The following is a 19,083-nucleotide window of genomic DNA, read 5'->3' as shown; positions in this document are numbered from 1 at the left end:
GGCATGAATCAAAGCATCTAATGGGTAGCTGTTATTTTTGCTCTTTACGATTTATCGCTTTTCAGGGGCTTTGGTTTAGCGCGATTTTCAGAAGGTCTTCCACCAGTTACTTTATCTGCTCGCCCTTCTTCTTTAGCTTGTTCGGCTCGCCGACGGCGAATTTCTTTAGGATCTGCCAACAAAGGCCGATAAATTTCAATTCTGTCGCCATCGTGCAGAGCGTGATCGAGCTTAACCTGTCGCCCAAAAATACCCACCATATTGCAGTCTAAGTCGATATCAGGAAATTGCTGCAAAATACCCGACTGCTCAATCACCTGTAAGACATTATCTGCTGCAGATACCTTGAGACTCAACACTGTTTGCTTATTTGGTAAGGCGTACACCACCTCAATTTGAATAAGACTCACCACCATACACCTCTTTTGCTCGCTCGCTAAAAGAATGCACCATTGCATTGGCCAGCTCTTTAAAGACTCCGCCAAACGCCAACTCTATAAGGCGAGAAGTAAATTCAAAATAGAGTTCCAGTTCAACTTTACAGGCATCATCATCCAGTGGTGTAAAGGTCCAACCACCATTTAAAGCCTTGAAAGGGCCATCAACTAACTCCACCCTGATATGGTTATGCGGTGTGAGTTCATTGCGCGTCGTAAAGGTCTTACGAATGCCTGCCTTAGCTACATCTAAGGCCGCTGTTATCGTATTGTCGGACTCAGAAACAATGCGACTATCGACACAACCAGGCAAAAACTGCGGATATGAGTCAATATCATTCACTAATTCATACATTTGTTGTGCGCTAAACATCACTAACGCACTGCGAGTAATACTCGGCATAACTTCTCCTGGCAGCGAAACGCCCATATTTTAACACTAATCTCAGCAGGACTCACGACTGACACGTCGCTTAAGCAATAACCGCGCTGAATAGAGAATAAATCGAACAAAAAAATAGCAGTTGCAGTCTTGGCAATTCCCAAGGCCATCAAGGACCCGTATAATGGATGTACTATGACAAAAAACAAAGCCAAGAAAAAAGTCGGTTCCAGCACCATTGCCCTTAATAGAAAGGCAAGGCACGAATATTATGTAGAAGAAAAATTCGAAGCCGGGCTGGAACTACAAGGATGGGAAGTAAAAGCGATGCGGGCTGGCAAAGCCAATATCGCCGATTCTTACGTATTTATACGTAATGGCGAAGCATTCTTGTTTGCCGCCACCATCACCCCACTCAACGTTGCCTCTACTCATGTAGTGTGTGACCCCATGCGTTCACGCAAGCTATTGCTTAAACGCCGTGAACTCGATCGCCTAGCCAGCCAGCTTGATCGCGAAGGCTATACGCTGGTTCCACTTGCACTGTACTGGTCTAAGTCTTGGGTTAAAATTGAAATTGGCCTAGTAAAAGGTAAAAAAGACCACGACAAGCGCCAAGACGTTAAAGAGCGTGACTGGAAACGCGAAAAAGACCGCATGATGAAACATAAAAATCGTTAATACTTGTGGTTTGGTTTGAATTGCCATACCATAAACGGACTTGGGGCTGATTCTGGATTCGACGAGATTCTCGAACTCCTAGGTGCATGCCGAGGTGCGATAGGCCTCGTTAAAAAATCGCAAAAAAATAGTCGCAAACGACGAAAACTACGCACTAGCAGCTTAATAACCTGATAGAGCCCTTCTGCCCTAGCTTGTCTGTGACTTAGGGAATTGGAAGGTCATACTTCACAGAATCGCGTGGATATCGTGCCTGACGGTGGAAGCGTTAAAACCAATTTAGGCTAGTTATTCTGTGGCGTGTCTGTCCGCAGCAGATGGCGAATGTAATGACTGACTAAGCATGTAGTACCGACGATGTAGGTTTTTCGGACGCGGGTTCAAATCCCGCCAGCTCCACCAATCGATTGGAAAAGGCCACCTTAGGGTGGCCTTTTTTATATGCAATACAGCCACTATTGCCTTGCTCGGCTGCTTTCCATAGGTTTTCTTGCCCATATGTTGCTTCGTTCACTTACAAAAATTAATCTTCGCACTCTTATTCTCTCGTTGGCAGTGCTGAGTGTACTGATCACCTCAGGTAACAGCTTTTACGCCACCTACGAGGTTCAGCGAACATTACTTATCAATAATACCTTAGAAGCCAACCGGGTCTATGCAACCAAGCTGGCCGAAGTGACCGATGCCTTTCTCAAGACCACACAGAGTAATCTCTCCTACAGTGCCAATTTTTTGAGCTCTCAGATGGATAACAATGACATTCTGATGGACGAGACGCGTCGTCTGCATCAACAATCTGGCACTTTTAACTCGGTTTATGTCGTCAACGCAACAGGGACTGTGATAGCGGCATCTCCGCAAACCCTCGATCTAAAAGGGGTTAAGGTTAACTCGACTAACGCACCGCAGCATCTTGAAGCCAAACAACCATTAATTACTGACCCCTATGTTTCGCCCCTAGGTAATTATATGATCAACTTGTCGCACCCAATATTTTCCGCTAATGGTGACTACCAAGGCTATATTGGGGGTTCTATCTATTTAGAACAAGACAACATACTGGGCGCTATTCTAGGCAAGCATTATTACCATGACGGCTCTTACCTCTATGTGGTCGACCGTAATAAAACACTTATCTATCATCCTAATAAGGAGCGTATCGGCCAAAAGATAGCCAACAACATCGCTATCGATGACGTGGTTGCGGGTAAAGAAGATGCTCATGCCCTGTTCAACTCTAAAGGAATTGAAATGTTAGCCGGCTTTGCTCCTGTTAAGCGAGCTGGCTGGGGAGTGGTTGCACAACGACCCAAACAAGCCACTTTGGCAGGGCTAGACGGCCATATTGTGAGTGTGTTTATAAAAGCTCTGCCCCTTACTTTTCTTACACTGCTCGGTATCTGGCTATCCGCTGTTTTTATTTCTAGACCGCTTTGGCAGCTGGCGTATAACGCCCAATTAATCGATAAAAAAGAGGCGCAGGGAAATATTTCTAGCGTCCGCTCTTGGTACTTTGAAGCCGCTCAACTTAAGCTAGCAATTCTAAAAGGCACGGGCTTGCTCAACGATAAAATTAGCCAATTGCATACCGATAGCCACACAGATGTAATGACCGGATTACTCAACCGACGAGGCATGCAGCAGATGCTGGATCAATATCAAGAAAAACAGCGTTCTTTTGCCGTGGTTACGCTGGATATCGACCATTTTAAACGGGTAAATGACAGCTACGGTCATGATGTGGGTGACATGGTGATTAAAGCGTTGGCAGCCCTGATGAAAAATAATGCGCGTAAAGAAGATGCTTTATGCCGCAGTGGTGGGGAGGAGTTTATAATATTTTTGCCAGACACCACACTAAGCACTGCCCTTACGGTAGCTGAGCGACTACGCTTGCAAGTGGCCGAATTTAATATGCCAACGGCTGGGTTTATCACCATCTCATTAGGTATTGCTTATTGGCCTGGCGATCCCGTTATCATTAACTCGATACTCAAACAGGCAGATCAAGCTTTGTACCAAGCTAAGCAGCAAGGGCGAAATCGCACAGTCACCGCAGGCAACATCACACCTTAGTCTTAACCTACTTAATCTCGCACAAAGTTTTCACTTGATCGGCGGGTTGCGGCTTAGCGTATAAATAGCCTTGATATAAACGACAACCGTTAGCCAACAACATATCGCGCTGGGCTTTAGTTTCGAGCCCCTCTGCAATCACTTCTAACCCGAGGCTGGTTGCCATGGCAATAACGGCGCGAATGATAGCCAGACTGCTGTTGTCTTCGGGTAGGCGTCGTACAAATGATTGATCTATTTTAAGTTGGTCTAGCGGGAGTTGCTGCAAGTACTGTAGCGATGAATAACCGGTACCGAAATCATCAATAGCAAAACGAATACCCGCCTCTTTAAATCGCCGCATACGCTCAATAGCTTGATGCATATCCGTGACGAGCATTGACTCGGTTAACTCTAGTTTTAACAATGTAGGATTAGCACCCGTCTCTTGTACAACTTTAAGCACTTCCTCAACAAAACCCTGCTGGTACAGTTGAGCCGGACTGATGTTGACTGATACCGTTATGTCTTTAAAAATCGGAGTTTGTGCCCAGATTGCCATTTGTTCGCAAGAACGTAACAGCACCACACGGTCTATTTTGCTCATAATACCCGCGGCTTCGGCTACGCCAATAAAGGCACCGGGGGCTAACAGGCCTCGAATAGGATGTTGCCATCGCACTAGCGCTTCAGCGCCAATTAGATCGTTATTGCTATTGAACTGCGCCTGAAAATATACACAAAATTCTTGTGCTGCCACACCGCGGTTGATGTCTTCTTCTAGCAATAAACGCTCTGATATCACATCTTGCATGCGTGGGCTAAAGAAGCGACGCTCGCCTTTACCACCTGCCTTAGCGGCATACATGGCTAACTCAGCTTGGCGCAGTAATTCTTCAGGCGGCTGCTCTGAGCTGTCTAGCACGGCAATCCCCAAACAAGCACTGCTACGCAAACTTTGCTCGCCATGGGTATAAGGCTGATCAAGGAGATTCAACAATACTTGGCTATAATGATCTAGTTGTTCAATGAGTTGAGTTTCATTATTGGCTCGTGCTCCAAGCGCAAGCACAAATTGATCACTGCCTAATCTAGCAAGACTGTCCTCCTCAGTTAATTTACCGCATAACTGATCGGCTACATGTAACAACAGTTTGTCGCCTACTGCATGCCCCCACAAATTATTCACATTTTTAAAGTGATCTAGGTCGATAAAAATAACCGCACCCAAAGTGCTTCTCTTAGTACAGTCTGTTTGTATTTGTTTAATACGATTGAGCAATAAGCGGCGGTTAGGTAGTCCAGTTAAGCTGTCATAATATGCTAGGTGGTGAATTTTTTTAGCATCTTCTTTCTGGGCGCTAATATCTGTTATACCCGCGACATAATGACTGATTTTACCTTGATGGTTTTTTACCGCACTAATCGACAGCCATTGCGGATAGACTTCTCCCGATTTTCGCTTGTCATACACTTCGCCCTGCCAGTGGCCATGAATATTAATGTCATGCCACATATCACGGTAAAAGGCTTTGCCATGCAGCCCAGACTTAAACATGGCAGGTGTTTTACCAAGCATCTCCTCTTCGCTATAACCGGTTATTTCGGTGAATGCACGATTAACACGCAATATACAATTATTTTTATCGGTAACTAGCAGGCCCTGAAAACGCTCAAAAGCAACGGCTGCAATACGCAAATCGGTTTCATCTTTAATGCGTCCACTAATATCTCGACTTAATATTACAACTGCACGGTGCCCACCCAAGTCACTTTCTAATACTTGCGCCACACTTTCAAAAGTCCGCCATTGTTCACCAACCTTCAGCTCAAACACCATATGAGTGACCTTTTTCTGCCTTATGGTGTCGGTGATAAAATGCATTAAGCGCTCGACATGCAATGTGTCATAAACATCTCGAATATTATTCCCAACTACCCTCATATCTTTATCGTAGGGAAAAATATAATTATCGGCCATAACGTCGAGATAATTACCGTTGTCGTCAATGACGCTCATCATGTCGGGCAAAGCACTGGTTATCGCCAGTAAACGAGCCTGACTGTTGCGTAATGCCTGCTGCTCTTGCTGACGGCGCTCCGCATCTTTAATGATAAAAATTAACATTAAAGTGAGCGGAACCGCCACAATAAGAAACGGTATCGTCATGGATAATAAATGCAGTTTTAATTGCGTCTCTACGGTGACGTAGAGCAAACCAATACCTATAACGTGCAGTAATAAAATGACAGGTAAGAGGTGGCGTATATGAAACGTAAGCCAACCTCGTTGATGACAATAACGTACAAATAAGCCAAGTAATAAGGCCAGTGTCGTACTAATGATGCTTACAGAGGATCCTGAATCATCTACCAAAAATTGAAACCCTGCCGCCAGTATAAAGGCCACACTGCCGGTAAGAGCCCCCCCTAATAAGCCCGCTACAAACATCACCGCTTCTGCCAAATCCAGCATAACACCCGGCCCAATATTAAAGGGAGCCGATACACAAGCAATGGTGACAATACCAAACCAAAGCCCGGTGGTTAACGGGAGTAATCGAGGAAATAGCTGCATTACCCGTACGTTCATGGTCAATAGCCAACCAGAGGCAAGTATAAGAATGGCCTGTTCAATAATAGATATCAGCATAGGAAGATTACAGTTGCTCTGTTTATGGAATGCACGCTGATGAAAGCCGCCACTGACCTAAATGGTGGTTAAGCATAGTACATCTAGAGCCACAGTGTAGCATTCCACTATTCGTTATATCCAGATGAAATAAATAAGTAACCTTCTATTACTTTTAAAGCCACAACAAAAAATATCTTGCGCCATAAAATAAACAGTCTATGAGCCATACTTTATTTGTCACAAACAGGCAGAGCTACATATGTGGTTTATACTTAGTTCAGCATAACAGCCACAGGTAAGATGCTTAAACGCTTAGTGGCCGGTCATTATGCAAATATAACGATCCGCTATCTTGAGTTACTCCAAGATAAACCCCATCGTGAAGGCCATAATGAAGAGGTATCAGCCTATGATTTTCAATCGTATCTGGGGTTTGTATGCGCGCCCTAAAACCGAATGGCGCAACATAGACAATCACCACGAAAGTTTTAGCCACAGCTTGATACACTTGGCGCTTATCGCGCTAATCCCCTCGGTGTGCGCCTACTTTTCAACGACACTCATTGGCTGGAACCTAGGATACAGCCACACTAATAATACGATGTTGACGCACGAGAGCGCGCTAGTAATGGCCGTCGGTATGTATTTTACGCTGATTATCGGTGTATTTGCCCTCTCTTATTTGATGTTCTGGATGGCAAAAACCTTTGGTGCTAATCCTAGCTTTAGCCACACAGTTGAGCTTTCTTCCTATACCGCGACCCCCTTATTTATGACCGGCTTAGCACTGTTTTATCCTGAGCCTATTTTTTTGATGGCCGTGGGATTAGCCGGGGTCGCCTACTCGGTTTATCTACTGTACTCTGGCATTCCCATCATCATGCACATTCCCGAAGAGCGAGGTTTTATCTACTCCAGCTCAGTGGTGACGGCCGGCTTGGTATTGCTGGTGTGTATTATGGTTGGGTCGGTCATCGTATGGAGCATAGGGTTTGGCCCCGTATATACCCACTAACGCGTTTATTAGATACAAAAAAGGGGCCTTTCGGCCCCTTTTTATTGCTTAAAGCGCCGTTATGGCTGACCTTCGTTGTAAACAGCAAGATGACTATTGTCACTGCAGTCAGATTGTTTGGTATTGTCGTTACGTATCGCATTTAGCTCGTCTAAATACGCTTGATTCACGTCTTGAGTAACGTATTCGCCGGTGAAGACCGAGGTTTCAAAATGTCGCAGATCAGGATTGAAATGACGTACCGCATCTTCCAAGTCTGTTAGCTCCTGAAAGATAAGTCCGTCGGCACCAATCAACTGACAGATTTCATCCACTTCTCGGCCATACGCAATCAGCTCGTTAACCGAGGGCATATCAATGCCATACACATTCGGGAAACGGATCTCGGGGGCGGCAGACGCAAAGTATACTTTTTTGGCACCGGCTTCGCGGGCCATTTTAATAATTTGCTCCGAGGTGGTGCCTCGTACAATGGAGTCATCCACTAGCAGCACATTTTTGCCGGCAAATTCAGACGGAATGGCATTAAGCTTGCGCCGTACCGACTGCTGACGTTGTAGCTGGCCGGGCATAATAAAAGTACGGCCAATATAGCGATTTTTTACGAAGCCCTGCCGATAAGGCAAGTCTAGGTTATGGGCTATTTCGAGGGCAATATCGCACGAGGTTTCAGGGATAGGGATCACCACATCAATCTCTAAATCTTCCCATTCCCGTGCTATTTTATCGCCCAGTTTTTGGCCCATTTTTGCTCTAGCCCCATATACCGAGACCTTGTCAATGAAAGAGTCTGGACGAGCAAAATACACATATTCAAAAATACAGGACTGGTGCTGTGGCGCGGCGGCGCATTGCTGGGTAAATAGCTCGCCGTCCTGAGTGATATAGACGGCCTCTCCGGGTGCTACATCACGGATCAGGCTAAAGCCTACCGAATTCAGTGCCACGCTTTCTGACGCCACCATATATTCGGTGCCGCTCTGTTCGCAATCGCGCTTGCCTAATACTAGCGGGCGAATACCATTAGGGTCACGAAACGCTAGCATGCCATGGCCAATAATAACCGCCACCGTCGCGTAAGCGCCTCTGACTTTTTCATGTACTTGACTGATAGCAGCAAACACGTGCTTAGGTTCGAGGTGTAAGTTTTGTGTTTGCTGATCAAGCTCGTGCGCTAGCACGTTAAGTAAAATTTCAGAGTCGGAGCTGGTATTGATGTGGCGGCGAGCAACGCGAAACTGCTCTTCTTTGAGCTCGCGCGCATTGGTCAAATTACCGTTGTGTGCCAGCGCAATACCAAAGGGAGAGTTAACATAAAAAGGCTGCGCCTGTGCCACACTGCTGCTGCCTGCGGTAGGGTAACGCACATGGCCAATGCCGACGTTGCCAATTAGACGCTCCATGTGGCGTTCTTCAAACACTTCTCGCACCAAGCCATTGGCTTTACGCTGGCGCAGCGTATCACCATCTATGGTCACGATCCCGGCCGCATCTTGGCCTCGGTGTTGCAGTACGGTTAGGGCGTCATATAACGCCTGATTTACTGGAGTCGTACCTTGAATTCCGACAATCCCACACATGTCCTAATTTCCTCAATTCATTATGGCTTGGGGGGTAAAAAGCTGGATGAATTTTGCACCAGGCTGAAGAACCACTGGATAATAATACCGAACTCCGGAATTAACCGGGATTGTTGCCACCACAGACTTTGAGAAAAAGCTGTCATGGTATCGATAAAAAAGATTAAAGCGGCCACTATCAATACACCACGCACCGCACCAAAACACACTCCCAGTACACGATCTGTGCCTGACAGTCCGGTTTTTGTGACCAGCTCACCGACGATGTAATTGACTAGCGCACCCAGGATGAGGGTTAACACAAATAGGATGGCAATAGCGGTACCATTGCGCACGAGAGGATCTGAAATGTCGAGTAACGTACTCAAATCTGCATAAAACTGGCTGGCAACAAAGAAAGCGGCAAACCAGGTGACCAGTGACATCGCTTCTTTTACGAAACCCCTGATCAGGCTAATGACGGCCGAGAGGCCGATAATGCCTAGAATTACATAATCTATCCAAACCATCATCTGCTGCCGAGGACCTCGTTAATGTTGCGTATTCTACCAAAGGACGATGCCAAAAAGCGAAAGAAAAACGGATAAACTTCGTTCAACATCAAACTATTCTTTTGCTAAGCCTTGTTAAATAAAAAAGGTTCGGCGCAGTTACCCGCGCCGAACGTCTCTGAGTGATGACCTGACTAAGATGACAAGATAATCTGTCTAACAGGTCAACTTACAAACCGTTATAAAAAGTAGCCGCACCAGGCCCCACTGGTAGGCCGAATACAAATACCCACAAAAAGAAGAGCAGGCTCCATCCTAACAAAAATACTATCGAATAGGGCAGCATCATGGCCATCAGGGTGCCTATGCCCAAGTCTTTCTTGTACCGGGCCGCCACCGCCATAATCAAACCAAAGTAGCTCATCATGGGCGTGATGATATTGGTGGTCGAGTCACCAATGCGATATGCCGCTTGGATCACTTCTGGCGAGTAGCCCACCAGCATCAGCATGGGCACAAAAATAGGTGCCGTTACTGCCCACTGGGCAGACGCCGAGCCCAACATCAGATTGATAAAGCCGCACAGTACGATGAAACACAACATCAGCATGGGGCCGGTCAGCCCTATATTCTGTAGAAAGGTGGCTCCCTGTACTGCCACTACGGTACCAAAATTGGTCCAGCTGAAAAACGCGACAAACTGAGCGGCAAAAAATACCAACACTATGTACATACCCATAGAGCTCATGCTTTTCGACATGGCATCAATCACGTCTCGATCGCTATTCATGGTGCCGATCATACGACCATATACAAAACCGGGAATGGCAAAAAACACAAAAATAAAGGCCACTATGCCCTTTAGAAACGGGGAGCCGGCAATATCGCCGGTTACCGGATGACGTAACACACCGTTTTCGGGCACTATGGTCAACGCCAGTAATGCACACACTGCCAGAGCAGCCAGACCCGCCCCTTTAAGGGCGCGTTTCTCGGCCGGTGTCACCCGCCCCATGCCAGTCATATCGAGATCACCGGCAGCGTCGGCCTCATTATATTTACCCAGCTTAGGCTCGACGATTTTCTCGGTAACAAACGCGCCTAACGCGGCAATAACAAAGGTACTCACAAACATGAAGTACCAGTTTACTTCTGGCCCCACCACATATTCGGGATCAATGATGTTCGCCGCCGTTTGAGTGATACCCGATAGCAGCGGATCAACCGTGCCTAATAGCAAGTTGGCACTGTAGCCACCCGACACACCGGCAAACGCCGCCGCTAACCCTGCCAGAGGGTGACGCCCGAGTGAATGAAAGATCATCGCCGCCAGCGGGATCAGCACCACATAACCCAACTCAGACGCGGTGTTGGAGACTATCCCCGCAAACACCACTGTTACCGTAACCATACGCTTGGACGCATTCATCACCAAGCCGCGCATGGTGGCAGACAAGAGGCCGGAATGCTCGGCAATGCCCACGCCCAGCAGCGCGACCAGTACGGTGCCCAAGGGAGCAAAGCCGGTAAAGTTGCTCACTAGGCTGCCCACAATACGTGACAGGCCTTCGCCATTTAGCAGACTCACCACCTGGATCATGCCATCAGTGGCTCGCCCCGCTACGCCTTCAGGGCGAGGGTCAGCCACACTCAGTTCAAAATATCCGGCAATACCCGATGCGATTAAAATAACGGCACAGAGAATGGCAAACAAAGTAATGGGATGCGGCAATAAATTGCCTAACCATTCAACGGTATCCAAAAAGCGGGTAAACCCACCTTTTTTGTCAGCTCCACTCTGGGGAGCACCTTTATATTCAGTTGAACGCGACGTCATGTCTTTTTCTCCATCAAAACCAAGCATCCGGCATAGCCAGACAAACAGATCAGACAACCATCAACCGAATTAACAGACAATAAAACCACCTGAATACTTATCGACGAATGGTAATGCTGGCATATCAAAAAATGATGGTGGATTATACACAGAGAAGAAAGTTCATCAATGACACATGATGCTAAATTGTTATATTTTTATAAATAATATGACTAACATCTGGTAATTTCATGAAACTATTGTGTGCTTTCGGTTTAGTCGCAAGCAGTAATGCAGGTTACAATGAGCTTTATTCGTATAAAAATTCAGGGATTACTTCATGCTCTTTCCCCGCCGCTTCGCCAACTTGGTTTTTCCGATTCTGATGTCTATTTATATGGTAACGATAATGACTGGTTTGGTCACAGGGGTGAATACTGGGCTTAATGACGGTTTTTTATCGCGCTGGTGGCAGGCTTTTTATGTCGCCTGGCCAGTGGCGTTTATGTTAATGCTGGTCGGCGCGCCGCATTTGCAACGGCTGGCGCAACGATTAACAATCAAGTAATACCAATCACATTAAATATTTGGTCAGGTGTTGGGTCGGAACGTCTGAGGTAACACAGCCGCCTCCCATGACACGCTACGAATACACCCATGTAAGCTCGGACATGCCATCCTTGGCATGTCACGGTCGCGGAGGCCATCTCTGTTACCTCTTTATAAGCATCGAGTTGTCTGTGAGCAGCGAATGGTCTGTAGACAGCGTGCTTCTCTTCACTCCCAACAAAAAAGCCGCAAGCCAGACAACGGTAAGGTTGCTGGCCTGCGGCTTTATTCAATAACTGCAGTGCTTGCTAGATATTAACGGTTGTTTATTAACCGATAAATTGCAAGCCACCCATGTACGGCTGCAGTATTTCGGGAACGGCAATACGACCGTCTTCCTGCTGGTAATTCTCCAGTACAGCTACCAGAGTACGACCAACGGCCAGTCCTGAACCATTCAACGTGTGCAACAACTGTGGCTTGCCATCAGCGCCGCGTACGCGGGCCTGCATGCGGCGCGCCTGAAAATCACCACAGTTTGATACTGAAGAAATTTCTCGGTAGGTATCTTGTGCCGGTAACCAGACTTCTAAGTCATAGGTTTTAGCGGCACCAAAGCCCATATCGCCGGTGCATAGCGCCATTACCCGATACGGCAACTTTAAGCCCTGCAGTACTTTTTCGGCATGGCCGACCATTTCTTCTAGGGTGTCCCACGACGTATCGGGATGCACCAGCTGCACCATTTCTACCTTGTCAAACTGGTGCATACGCACCAAGCCTCGAGTATCACGGCCATAAGAGCCGGCTTCGGAGCGAAAACAAGGAGAATGAGCAGTCAATTTCAGCGGCAATTCACTGGCCTCATAAATTTCATCGCGGCCAATATTCGTCAGTGGTACTTCCGCCGTTGGGATCAGTGAGAAACGACGTGTGTTGCCGGCTTCGTCGCCTTCGCCTTCAATGGCGGTGTGAAACAAGTCGGCAGAAAACTTAGGCAGCTGGCCAGTACCAAACAGGCTGTCGCTGTTCACCAGATATGGCACATAGCACTCGGTGTAACCGTGCTCTAGGGTGTGTAAATCCAGCATATATTGTGCTAATGCACGGTGCATACGAGCAATTTGCCCCTGCATGATCACAAAGCGAGAGCCTGAAACCTTAACTGCGCCTTTAAAATCTAATCCGGCCAAGGCTTCGCCCAGCGCCACGTGATCTTTGGGCTCAAAATCAAATGCCGTAGGCTCTCCCCACACGCGTACCAGCTCGTTATCGTCTTCGTTTTTGCCTACCGGTACCGACTCATGGGGCAGGTTTGGCAGGGCCGCATTAAAAGCTTCAATCTCGTTAAGCAATGTATCTAACTCGACTTTACAGCCATCTAGCTCGTCATTAATGCTGGTTACTGCCGCCTTCAATGGCACTATGTCTTCGCCGTTACGCGCTGCTAAGCCAATGGCTTTAGAGCGTGCGTTGCGGTCGGCCTGCAATTCTTGAGTGCGAGACTGCAACGACTTACGCTGTTCTTCAAGGCGATTAAACAATGTAATGTCGAGCGTAAAGCCTCGGCTGGCAAGCTTTGCCGCCGTGTCGGCAATGTCGCCGCGCAAGTATTTGGAATCCAGCATGAGTTACCTTATTAAATGCATGTGTGCGTTAAGTGTCGTGTTAAATGCGGCGTTAAGACCTATGTTAAGTGCTTGCCTATAAACGCGCAGCGTTAAAGCCACTAAATTATGCCTAAGTTTAACAGCCGCCCGACGCAGAGCCAACTAAGCTCAAGGCTTTTTGGATAGTCGGTCGAGGTTATCTAGATAATCGAGCTTGGCTTTCACTTTTTTCTCGAAGCCACGATCGTTAGGCTGATAATAGCGCCGCCCTGCCAATGCTTCAGGCAAGTAAGTTTCACCCGCGGCATAGGCGCCCGGCTCATGGTGCGCATAGCGATACTCAGACCCGTGCCCCAGCTCTTTCATCAACTTAGTGGGGGCGTTGCGAAGGTGCATCGGCACATCGTAATCGGGCAACTCGCGCGCCTCTTTTAAAGCGGTATTCCAGGCGGTATACAGGGCGTTACTTTTGGGTGCACAGGCAAGGTAGACGATAGCTTGAGCAATAGCCCGTTCCCCTTCCGCAGGCCCCACTCGAGTAAAGCAATCCCAAGCCATTAATGCCACTTCCATGGCTTTAGGATCGGCTAAGCCGATGTCTTCTGATGCAATAGCTAACAGGCGACGGGCAATGTACAAGGGGTCGCAACCGGCACTGATCATGCGCGCATACCAATACAGGCCCGCATCGGGGTTAGACCCTCGAATCGACTTATGAATCGCCGATATCAAGTCGTAATACATATCGCCCTGATTATCGAAACGCGCCAAACGCTCACCGGTTACCTCGGCTAACAAGGGAAGGTCGATGTGGCGCACATCGCCCTGTAGCTCAGCCATGTCTGCCAGTAGCTCTAGGTAGTTTAACGCCTTGCGACCATCACCATCCACTAATTCGGCCAATGCACGCTGCACGCCATCAGCCAGCTCAATGCCCTGTTCGGCAAGGCCTCGTTCATCAGTGAGCGCCTGCGCTATCATCTGCTCTATGTCTTGTGGCTCTAGGCGCTTTAGCAAATAAACGCGCGCCCGAGACAATAAGGCGTTGTTTAATTCAAAGGAGGGGTTTTCGGTGGTGGCACCAATAAAGGTCACGGTGCCGTCTTCTATATGTGGTAAAAAAGCATCTTGCTGAGACTTATTAAAACGATGCACCTCATCCACAAACAAGATAGTGCGCCGACCGGCCAGTTTATGCTCTCGAGCTCGTTCAATAGCGGCGCGAATTTCTTTCACACCCGAGGTCACCGCCGACACCCGCTCTATTTGAGCATCGCAATAATGGCCAATTAACTCGGCCAAGGTGGTTTTGCCGGTGCCTGGCGGGCCCCACAGGATCATGGAATGACAATGCCCTGCTTCCAACGCCCGGCGCAGCGGCTTATCTGGCCCAAGAATATGGGCTTGCCCCAGATATTGCTCGAGTCGCTGTGGGCGCATGCGCGCCGCTAGCGGGCGAAAGTCGTCTTGTTCAAAGTCGAGACTCAAGGTACTCATGTCATTTCATCTCCACGTAAACAAAACGTCCAGCCTACATTGTTTTGTTGATATTCTGTTGGCCGTCAAGATTTTGCGTTAGTTTTACACCGCTCAGGCTCTCTTATTATGCCCTTATCCCGCCTTTGCGAGCGCAGCGCGGCAATCCATTCTGTAAGCTCGTGCAATGCTCAAACATAGATTGCCGCGTCGTTGCACTCCTCGCAATGACGAAGGTTAGGGTTTGGCTGGCCTTTTGTAGTGTCGAATTTATTCGACCGATTTTGGCCGTGTTATCATTCTTTGCTTGGCACCGTTTTTTCTTCCAGCTTTAAGCTTACCGCTGACAGCTTTGTCTTCAGCGTTGGTCGTCTATCATTACGCCTTTGGGGGGCGTAAAGGTGAAGTTGCTAACCTTTGTCTGCGGCGTGGTGTTTACCTTACTTAAGCTGAATTCACTACGCTGACCACCGGACTCCAGCACCGTAAAACGCTGAATACGGTTACGATTGTCAAAGCTCAGGCTAAACTGACTGATCAGTTCACCGGGATCTTTACTGGTCACCACATAGGCATCGCCTTTGCGTGACACGTCATATTGCTGCCAGCGCTTGCCATCGCCCCCAGCGATTAATAGAAAAGGCGTATTCTGAATCGCCTCTTCTAGCGGTGCTATGCTGACCTGCTCTACAAACGGGTCATACATCCACACGCTGTTGCCGTCAGATACAATCACGCTTTCATCTGGTGACTTCGTATGCCAACGGAAACGATCGGGGTGCGCCAATGCCATGGTGCCATTAGCACTTTGCATCGGCTCACCTTGCTCATCGAATACCTGCTGACTGAAGTCGGCAGAAAAACGGTCAAAGGTAGCTAGCTTTTGTTGTAGCTCGGCTCGTGCATCGGCCAATGCAGTGGCACTAACTGACCATAATAAAATACTTAACGCGGCTATCTTGTTCATTTAATTTCGCTCCCTAACTGGCGGAGGTGCCAATACTTCACGTTGGCCGCTGCCCATAGGCTCACTAACAATACCTTGTCTTTCCATTTGTTCTATTAGTCGAGCGGCGCGGTTGTATCCTACTTTAAGCTGACGTTGCACCCCAGAGATAGAGCCACGACGCGTCTCTACGACATAAGCTACCGCTTCGTCATACAAAGCGTCGTCTTCTTGGTCGCCGCCTTCAGCTACTTCACCAGGTAACAGCCCATCGGCACCCACATCACCACTTAAGATGTCTTCAATATAATTAGGCTCGCCGCGCGCTTTCCACGCTGCCACTACTTTATGCACTTCATGATCATCCACAAAAGCACCATGTACTCGAGTAGGCGTGCTCTCGCCCGCGGGCATATACAGCATGTCACCCATACCAAGCAGTGACTCTGCACCCTGTTGGTCGAGAATAGTGCGTGAGTCTATTTTACTGGATACCTGAAATGACATTCGAGTAGGGATGTTGGCCTTAATGAGGCCGGTGATCACATCCACCGACGGTCGCTGCGTTGCCAAAATCAGGTGAATACCTGCCGCTCGCGCTTTTTGCGCAATTCGGGCTATTAACTCTTCTACCTTTTTGCCCACTATCATCATCATGTCGGCAAATTCATCGATCACCACCACAATGTGCGGCAGTTTTTCTAATGCAGGAGGAGAGGTGTCCATAGATTGTGTTGGATCCCACAAGGGATCACGTATCGGATCACCGGCATCAATGGCGGCTTGCACTTTAGTGTTATAGCCCTGCAGGTTACGCACGCCTACCGCCGACAGCAACTTATAGCGTCGCTCCATTTCACCCACACACCAGCGCAGTGCATTGGCGGCATCTTTCATATCGGTGACCACTTCGGTCAGCAAGTGTGGAATGCCTTCATACACCGATAATTCCAGCATTTTGGGGTCAATCATAATAAAGCGTACTTCTTCGGGCGTGGCCTTATACAAAATGGACAAGATCATCACGTTCACGCCTACCGACTTACCGGAACCCGTAGTACCTGCCACCAAGACGTGCGGCATTTTGCCCAAATTCACAATAACCGGTTCACCGGCAATATCTTGCCCTAACACCAGCGTAAGCGGGTGTTTGCTATCGGCAAACGCTTTACTGTCCATCACTTCACGTAAATACACGGTGTCACGGCGCGTATTTGGCAACTCTAACCCGATATAAGGTTTACCAGGAATAACCTCCACTACTCGCACACTAATGGCGGATAAAGAGCGAGCTAAGTCGCGATCCAAACGGCTAATTTTACTAACCTTAATGCCCGGTGCTAAGTCTAATTCAAAGCGCGTAATAACGGGCCCTGGATAGACGCCTACCACGTTGGCCTGCACGTTATAGTCAGCCAATTTAGCCTCTACCAAACGAGCAATGCGGTCTAATTCAGCTTCACTTACCGTGTGTTGGCGCGGCTTAGGTAAGTCTAATAACTCGACTGATGGCATCGACATGACATCGCGGCGCGGGCTGACCGGACGAGGAGGCACAGGAGCAGGGGCAGACACGGACTCTGTTGCTTCATCTTCTTTTAGCCAAGGTAAGTCAAGATCATCTTCTTCATCGTCTTCATCATCCAGTGCCCAACCGTTTTCTTCGGCAATGGTTGCCATGGCAGCCTCAGGCTCACCCACATCTCCCATTATCGGCTCTTTACGTACTGGAGGCATTTTTTTCTGTAGCTTAGGGCGTGCTTCGCTCACCGCAGGCAGCGGTGCCAATAAGGGATCATATTGTTCTATTGTTGATTCATCAGGTTCAGGTGCTAACTCGGTGTTGCTAGGGCTAGCAAGACGGTCTTTAAAGCGGCGCCATCCGGCAAAGCCACTTTCTGGCGCAGCGCCAGCCACCTCATTAGATTCAGCGACCACCAATGGCTGTACAAACTTAGGCTCGCCACGTGAAAAGGTGTTGGCCTGCCAATCGGCAATACGCTGGGGAAGCGAACCAAACCACTGTGGCGCATTTAATGCTCCGGCCCCAAGGCGCTCAACAATCAGCAACCAAGACCATCCGGTAAAAAACGTGACGCCAGTGGCAAATGCACATAGCAACAGCAAGGTGGTGCCCAAGGCACCAAACACCGGACCTAATGCTGATGCCAGCATGTCGCCAATAAGGCCGCCAGACGAAAAGTAATATATATTGCCTAAATTCATGCTGGCTAAGCCCTGCAGACTCAACAGCACCATTAAAAAACCAATAATACGCAAGCTCAGCGTTAAATAGCAGATATCGCTTAAAGCACGCGGGCGCCATAGGGTGCCCCAGCCAACCAACACCATCACTAATGGCATTAAATAAGCCGAAAAACCAAAGATAAACAACAGAATATCTGCCAGCCAAGCCCCTGCAGGCCCGGCAGCATTAAGAATATCTCCCCCCCAGGCAGTTTGTGACCAGCCCGGATCTGATGGGTGGTAAGACACCAAAGACAGCATCATGAAGATCGCCAATAAAATAATGGTGATCAATCCGGCTTCAAACAGACGCTGTAAACCAGACATGGGAGTAAACAGCTTTTTCTCCGCCAAACGCCCGCTCCTCACTTTAAAATTAAGTTTCGCAATAACAGCTAGGGTCTGTTGACCTTAACATCAACTGCGACAAAAAAAGTCGCCAGCACTCAAACGACAAACGAGCGGCCGGGGCCGCTCGCAGGATCAGGAGGTTCGTGTGCCCAGCCCCGTATAAAAATACCAGAGGCGAGCACATTAGCACAGTTTATCGGGTATTTATTACCAGACGATTACTCTGCTTCACTTCTTCCATGACAACATAGGTACGAGTGTCGTTGACTCCAGGTAAGCGTAGCAAGGTTTCACCCAGCAACTTACGATAAGCCGACATATCGGCCACTCGTGTCTTTAGCAAATAGTCAAAATCACCCGATACTAAATGGCACTCTTGAATTTCTTCAAGCTTTTGTACTGCGTCGTTGAACTCGTCAAACACGTCTGGCGTGCCACGATTTAGGGTGATCTCAACAAACACCAGCAGCGAGGCATCCAAAAACTGGGGGTTAAGGATGGCGGTATAACCTTCGATATACCCTTGACGTTCTAAACGACGCACCCGCTCTAGGCAAGGCGTTGGACTCAGTCCAACCCGCTTAGACAATTCGACATTGGAAATTCGGCCGTCTTGCTGCAGCTCATTAAGTATATTGCGGTCGATACGATCCAGTTCTTTGCTCGGCCTGCTGTTCAAATCCAACACTTCATCCATCCTTTGACTCATTAGCGATACATTCCACTGTGAACATTACATCTATATGGCATAAAACCACACCCTAATGCAATAGCGGTATTAGACTGATGCGCATTTCAACCGGCCGTGATGC

Annotated in this window: 15 protein-coding genes and 1 other RNA gene; 5 read left to right on the top strand and 11 right to left on the bottom strand. The window is 48.1% G+C overall.

Annotated features, from left to right (window positions below):
• Window positions 1-44: 44 nt before the first annotated feature.
• Window positions 45-416: an RnfH family protein gene (locus ACFQ1C_RS06435; RefSeq protein ID WP_379557771.1), complete on the bottom strand. Its 372-nt coding sequence runs from the start codon at window positions 414-416 to the stop codon at window positions 45-47.
• Window positions 391-840, bottom strand: coding sequence for an SRPBCC family protein (locus ACFQ1C_RS06430; RefSeq protein WP_379557770.1), 450 nt, complete (start codon window positions 838-840; stop codon window positions 391-393). The genes ACFQ1C_RS06435 and ACFQ1C_RS06430 overlap by 26 nt, the downstream gene beginning before the upstream one ends.
• Window positions 841-1,014: 174 nt before the next feature.
• On the opposite strand from ACFQ1C_RS06430, the gene smpB reads away from it, so the two are divergent.
• From smpB to ACFQ1C_RS06415, 3 genes are all read left to right on the top strand, one after another.
• Window positions 1,015-1,500 carry an SsrA-binding protein SmpB gene (gene smpB, locus ACFQ1C_RS06425; RefSeq protein WP_379557769.1) on the top strand — a complete coding sequence of 162 codons (486 nt, stop codon included), beginning with the start codon at window positions 1,015-1,017 and terminating at the stop codon, window positions 1,498-1,500.
• Window positions 1,501-1,542: 42 nt separating this feature from the next.
• Window positions 1,543-1,902, top strand: a transfer-messenger RNA (tmRNA) gene (gene ssrA, locus ACFQ1C_RS06420).
• A 96-nt stretch (window positions 1,903-1,998) separates the two neighbouring features.
• The gene (locus ACFQ1C_RS06415) at window positions 1,999-3,576 is read left to right on the top strand and encodes a sensor domain-containing diguanylate cyclase (RefSeq protein WP_379557768.1); all 1,578 of its coding nucleotides are present in this window, start codon (window positions 1,999-2,001) and stop codon (window positions 3,574-3,576) included.
• A gap of 7 nt (window positions 3,577-3,583) precedes the next feature.
• Here ACFQ1C_RS06415 and ACFQ1C_RS06410 read toward each other — a convergent pair whose 3' ends face one another.
• Window positions 3,584-6,208, bottom strand: a complete 2,625-nt coding sequence (locus tag ACFQ1C_RS06410) for an EAL domain-containing protein (RefSeq protein ID WP_379557767.1) — start codon at window positions 6,206-6,208, stop codon at window positions 3,584-3,586.
• Between the two features lie 391 nt (window positions 6,209-6,599).
• Here ACFQ1C_RS06410 and ACFQ1C_RS06405 point away from each other — a divergent pair, with 391 nt between their 5' ends.
• The gene (locus ACFQ1C_RS06405; protein ID WP_379557766.1) at window positions 6,600-7,205 is read left to right on the top strand and encodes a Yip1 family protein; all 606 of its coding nucleotides are present in this window, start codon (window positions 6,600-6,602) and stop codon (window positions 7,203-7,205) included.
• A gap of 59 nt (window positions 7,206-7,264) precedes the next feature.
• Here ACFQ1C_RS06405 and purF read toward each other — a convergent pair whose 3' ends face one another.
• The 3 genes from purF to ACFQ1C_RS06390 form a co-directional block, all read right to left on the bottom strand.
• Entirely contained in the window at window positions 7,265-8,785 is a 1,521-nt protein-coding gene (gene purF / locus ACFQ1C_RS06400; RefSeq protein WP_379557765.1) for an amidophosphoribosyltransferase, read from the bottom strand.
• 20 nt (window positions 8,786-8,805) lie between these two features.
• Window positions 8,806-9,294 carry a CvpA family protein gene (locus tag ACFQ1C_RS06395; protein WP_379557820.1) on the bottom strand — a complete coding sequence of 163 codons (489 nt, stop codon included), beginning with the start codon at window positions 9,292-9,294 and terminating at the stop codon, window positions 8,806-8,808.
• A gap of 211 nt (window positions 9,295-9,505) precedes the next feature.
• Window positions 9,506-11,113: an AbgT family transporter gene (locus ACFQ1C_RS06390; protein WP_379557764.1), complete on the bottom strand. Its 1,608-nt coding sequence runs from the start codon at window positions 11,111-11,113 to the stop codon at window positions 9,506-9,508.
• A gap of 319 nt (window positions 11,114-11,432) precedes the next feature.
• Between ACFQ1C_RS06390 and ACFQ1C_RS06385 the strand changes: the two genes are divergently transcribed.
• Window positions 11,433-11,660 (top strand): DUF2798 domain-containing protein, encoded by a 228-nt coding sequence (locus ACFQ1C_RS06385; protein WP_379557763.1) that lies wholly within the window; start codon window positions 11,433-11,435, stop codon window positions 11,658-11,660.
• 310 nt (window positions 11,661-11,970) lie between these two features.
• Here the strand turns inward: ACFQ1C_RS06385 and serS are convergent, their stop codons facing one another.
• From serS to lrp, 5 genes are all read right to left on the bottom strand, one after another.
• Window positions 11,971-13,269: a serine--tRNA ligase gene (gene serS / locus ACFQ1C_RS06380; protein WP_379557762.1), complete on the bottom strand. Its 1,299-nt coding sequence runs from the start codon at window positions 13,267-13,269 to the stop codon at window positions 11,971-11,973.
• A gap of 150 nt (window positions 13,270-13,419) precedes the next feature.
• On the bottom strand, window positions 13,420-14,748 hold the full coding sequence (locus ACFQ1C_RS06375; RefSeq protein ID WP_379557761.1) for a replication-associated recombination protein A: 1,329 nt from the start codon (window positions 14,746-14,748) through the stop codon (window positions 13,420-13,422).
• Window positions 14,749-15,085: 337 nt separating this feature from the next.
• Window positions 15,086-15,694: an outer membrane lipoprotein chaperone LolA gene (gene lolA / locus ACFQ1C_RS06370; protein WP_379557760.1), complete on the bottom strand. Its 609-nt coding sequence runs from the start codon at window positions 15,692-15,694 to the stop codon at window positions 15,086-15,088.
• Complete coding sequence (locus tag ACFQ1C_RS06365; RefSeq protein ID WP_379557759.1) at window positions 15,695-18,274, bottom strand: DNA translocase FtsK; 2,580 nt, start codon at window positions 18,272-18,274, stop codon at window positions 15,695-15,697.
• 190 nt (window positions 18,275-18,464) lie between these two features.
• Window positions 18,465-18,980: a leucine-responsive transcriptional regulator Lrp gene (gene lrp, locus ACFQ1C_RS06360; RefSeq protein WP_449290062.1), complete on the bottom strand. Its 516-nt coding sequence runs from the start codon at window positions 18,978-18,980 to the stop codon at window positions 18,465-18,467.
• Window positions 18,981-19,083 lie beyond the last annotated feature (103 nt).

It is taken from the genome of Oceanisphaera ostreae, assembly GCF_042676125.1.
In the GTDB taxonomy this organism is placed as follows: Bacteria; Pseudomonadota; Gammaproteobacteria; order Enterobacterales; family Aeromonadaceae; genus Oceanimonas; species Oceanimonas ostreae.
This window is presented reverse-complemented; position numbering and strand designations above follow the sequence as displayed.

What these genes read in the sequence shown, in the direction of transcription:
- ACFQ1C_RS06435 (WP_379557771.1), bottom strand. Translation starts at nt 416, where the DNA reads ATGGTGGTGAGTCTTATTCAAATTGAGGTGGTGTACGCCTTACCAAAT.
- ACFQ1C_RS06430 (WP_379557770.1), bottom strand. Translation starts at nt 840, where the DNA reads ATGCCGAGTATTACTCGCAGTGCGTTAGTGATGTTTAGCGCACAACAA.
- serS (WP_379557762.1), bottom strand. Translation starts at nt 13,269, where the DNA reads ATGCTGGATTCCAAATACTTGCGCGGCGACATTGCCGACACGGCGGCA.
- ACFQ1C_RS06390 (WP_379557764.1), bottom strand. Translation starts at nt 11,113, where the DNA reads ATGACGTCGCGTTCAACTGAATATAAAGGTGCTCCCCAGAGTGGAGCT.
- ACFQ1C_RS06385 (WP_379557763.1), top strand. Translation starts at nt 11,433, where the DNA reads ATGCTCTTTCCCCGCCGCTTCGCCAACTTGGTTTTTCCGATTCTGATG.
- ACFQ1C_RS06410 (WP_379557767.1), bottom strand. Translation starts at nt 6,208, where the DNA reads ATGCTGATATCTATTATTGAACAGGCCATTCTTATACTTGCCTCTGGT.
- ACFQ1C_RS06375 (WP_379557761.1), bottom strand. Translation starts at nt 14,748, where the DNA reads ATGAGTACCTTGAGTCTCGACTTTGAACAAGACGACTTTCGCCCGCTA.
- purF (WP_379557765.1), bottom strand. Translation starts at nt 8,785, where the DNA reads ATGTGTGGGATTGTCGGAATTCAAGGTACGACTCCAGTAAATCAGGCG.
- ACFQ1C_RS06415 (WP_379557768.1), top strand. Translation starts at nt 1,999, where the DNA reads ATGTTGCTTCGTTCACTTACAAAAATTAATCTTCGCACTCTTATTCTC.
- smpB (WP_379557769.1), top strand. Translation starts at nt 1,015, where the DNA reads ATGACAAAAAACAAAGCCAAGAAAAAAGTCGGTTCCAGCACCATTGCC.
- lrp (WP_449290062.1), bottom strand. Translation starts at nt 18,980, where the DNA reads ATGAGTCAAAGGATGGATGAAGTGTTGGATTTGAACAGCAGGCCGAGC.
- lolA (WP_379557760.1), bottom strand. Translation starts at nt 15,694, where the DNA reads ATGAACAAGATAGCCGCGTTAAGTATTTTATTATGGTCAGTTAGTGCC.
- ACFQ1C_RS06395 (WP_379557820.1), bottom strand. Translation starts at nt 9,294, where the DNA reads ATGGTTTGGATAGATTATGTAATTCTAGGCATTATCGGCCTCTCGGCC.
- ACFQ1C_RS06405 (WP_379557766.1), top strand. Translation starts at nt 6,600, where the DNA reads ATGATTTTCAATCGTATCTGGGGTTTGTATGCGCGCCCTAAAACCGAA.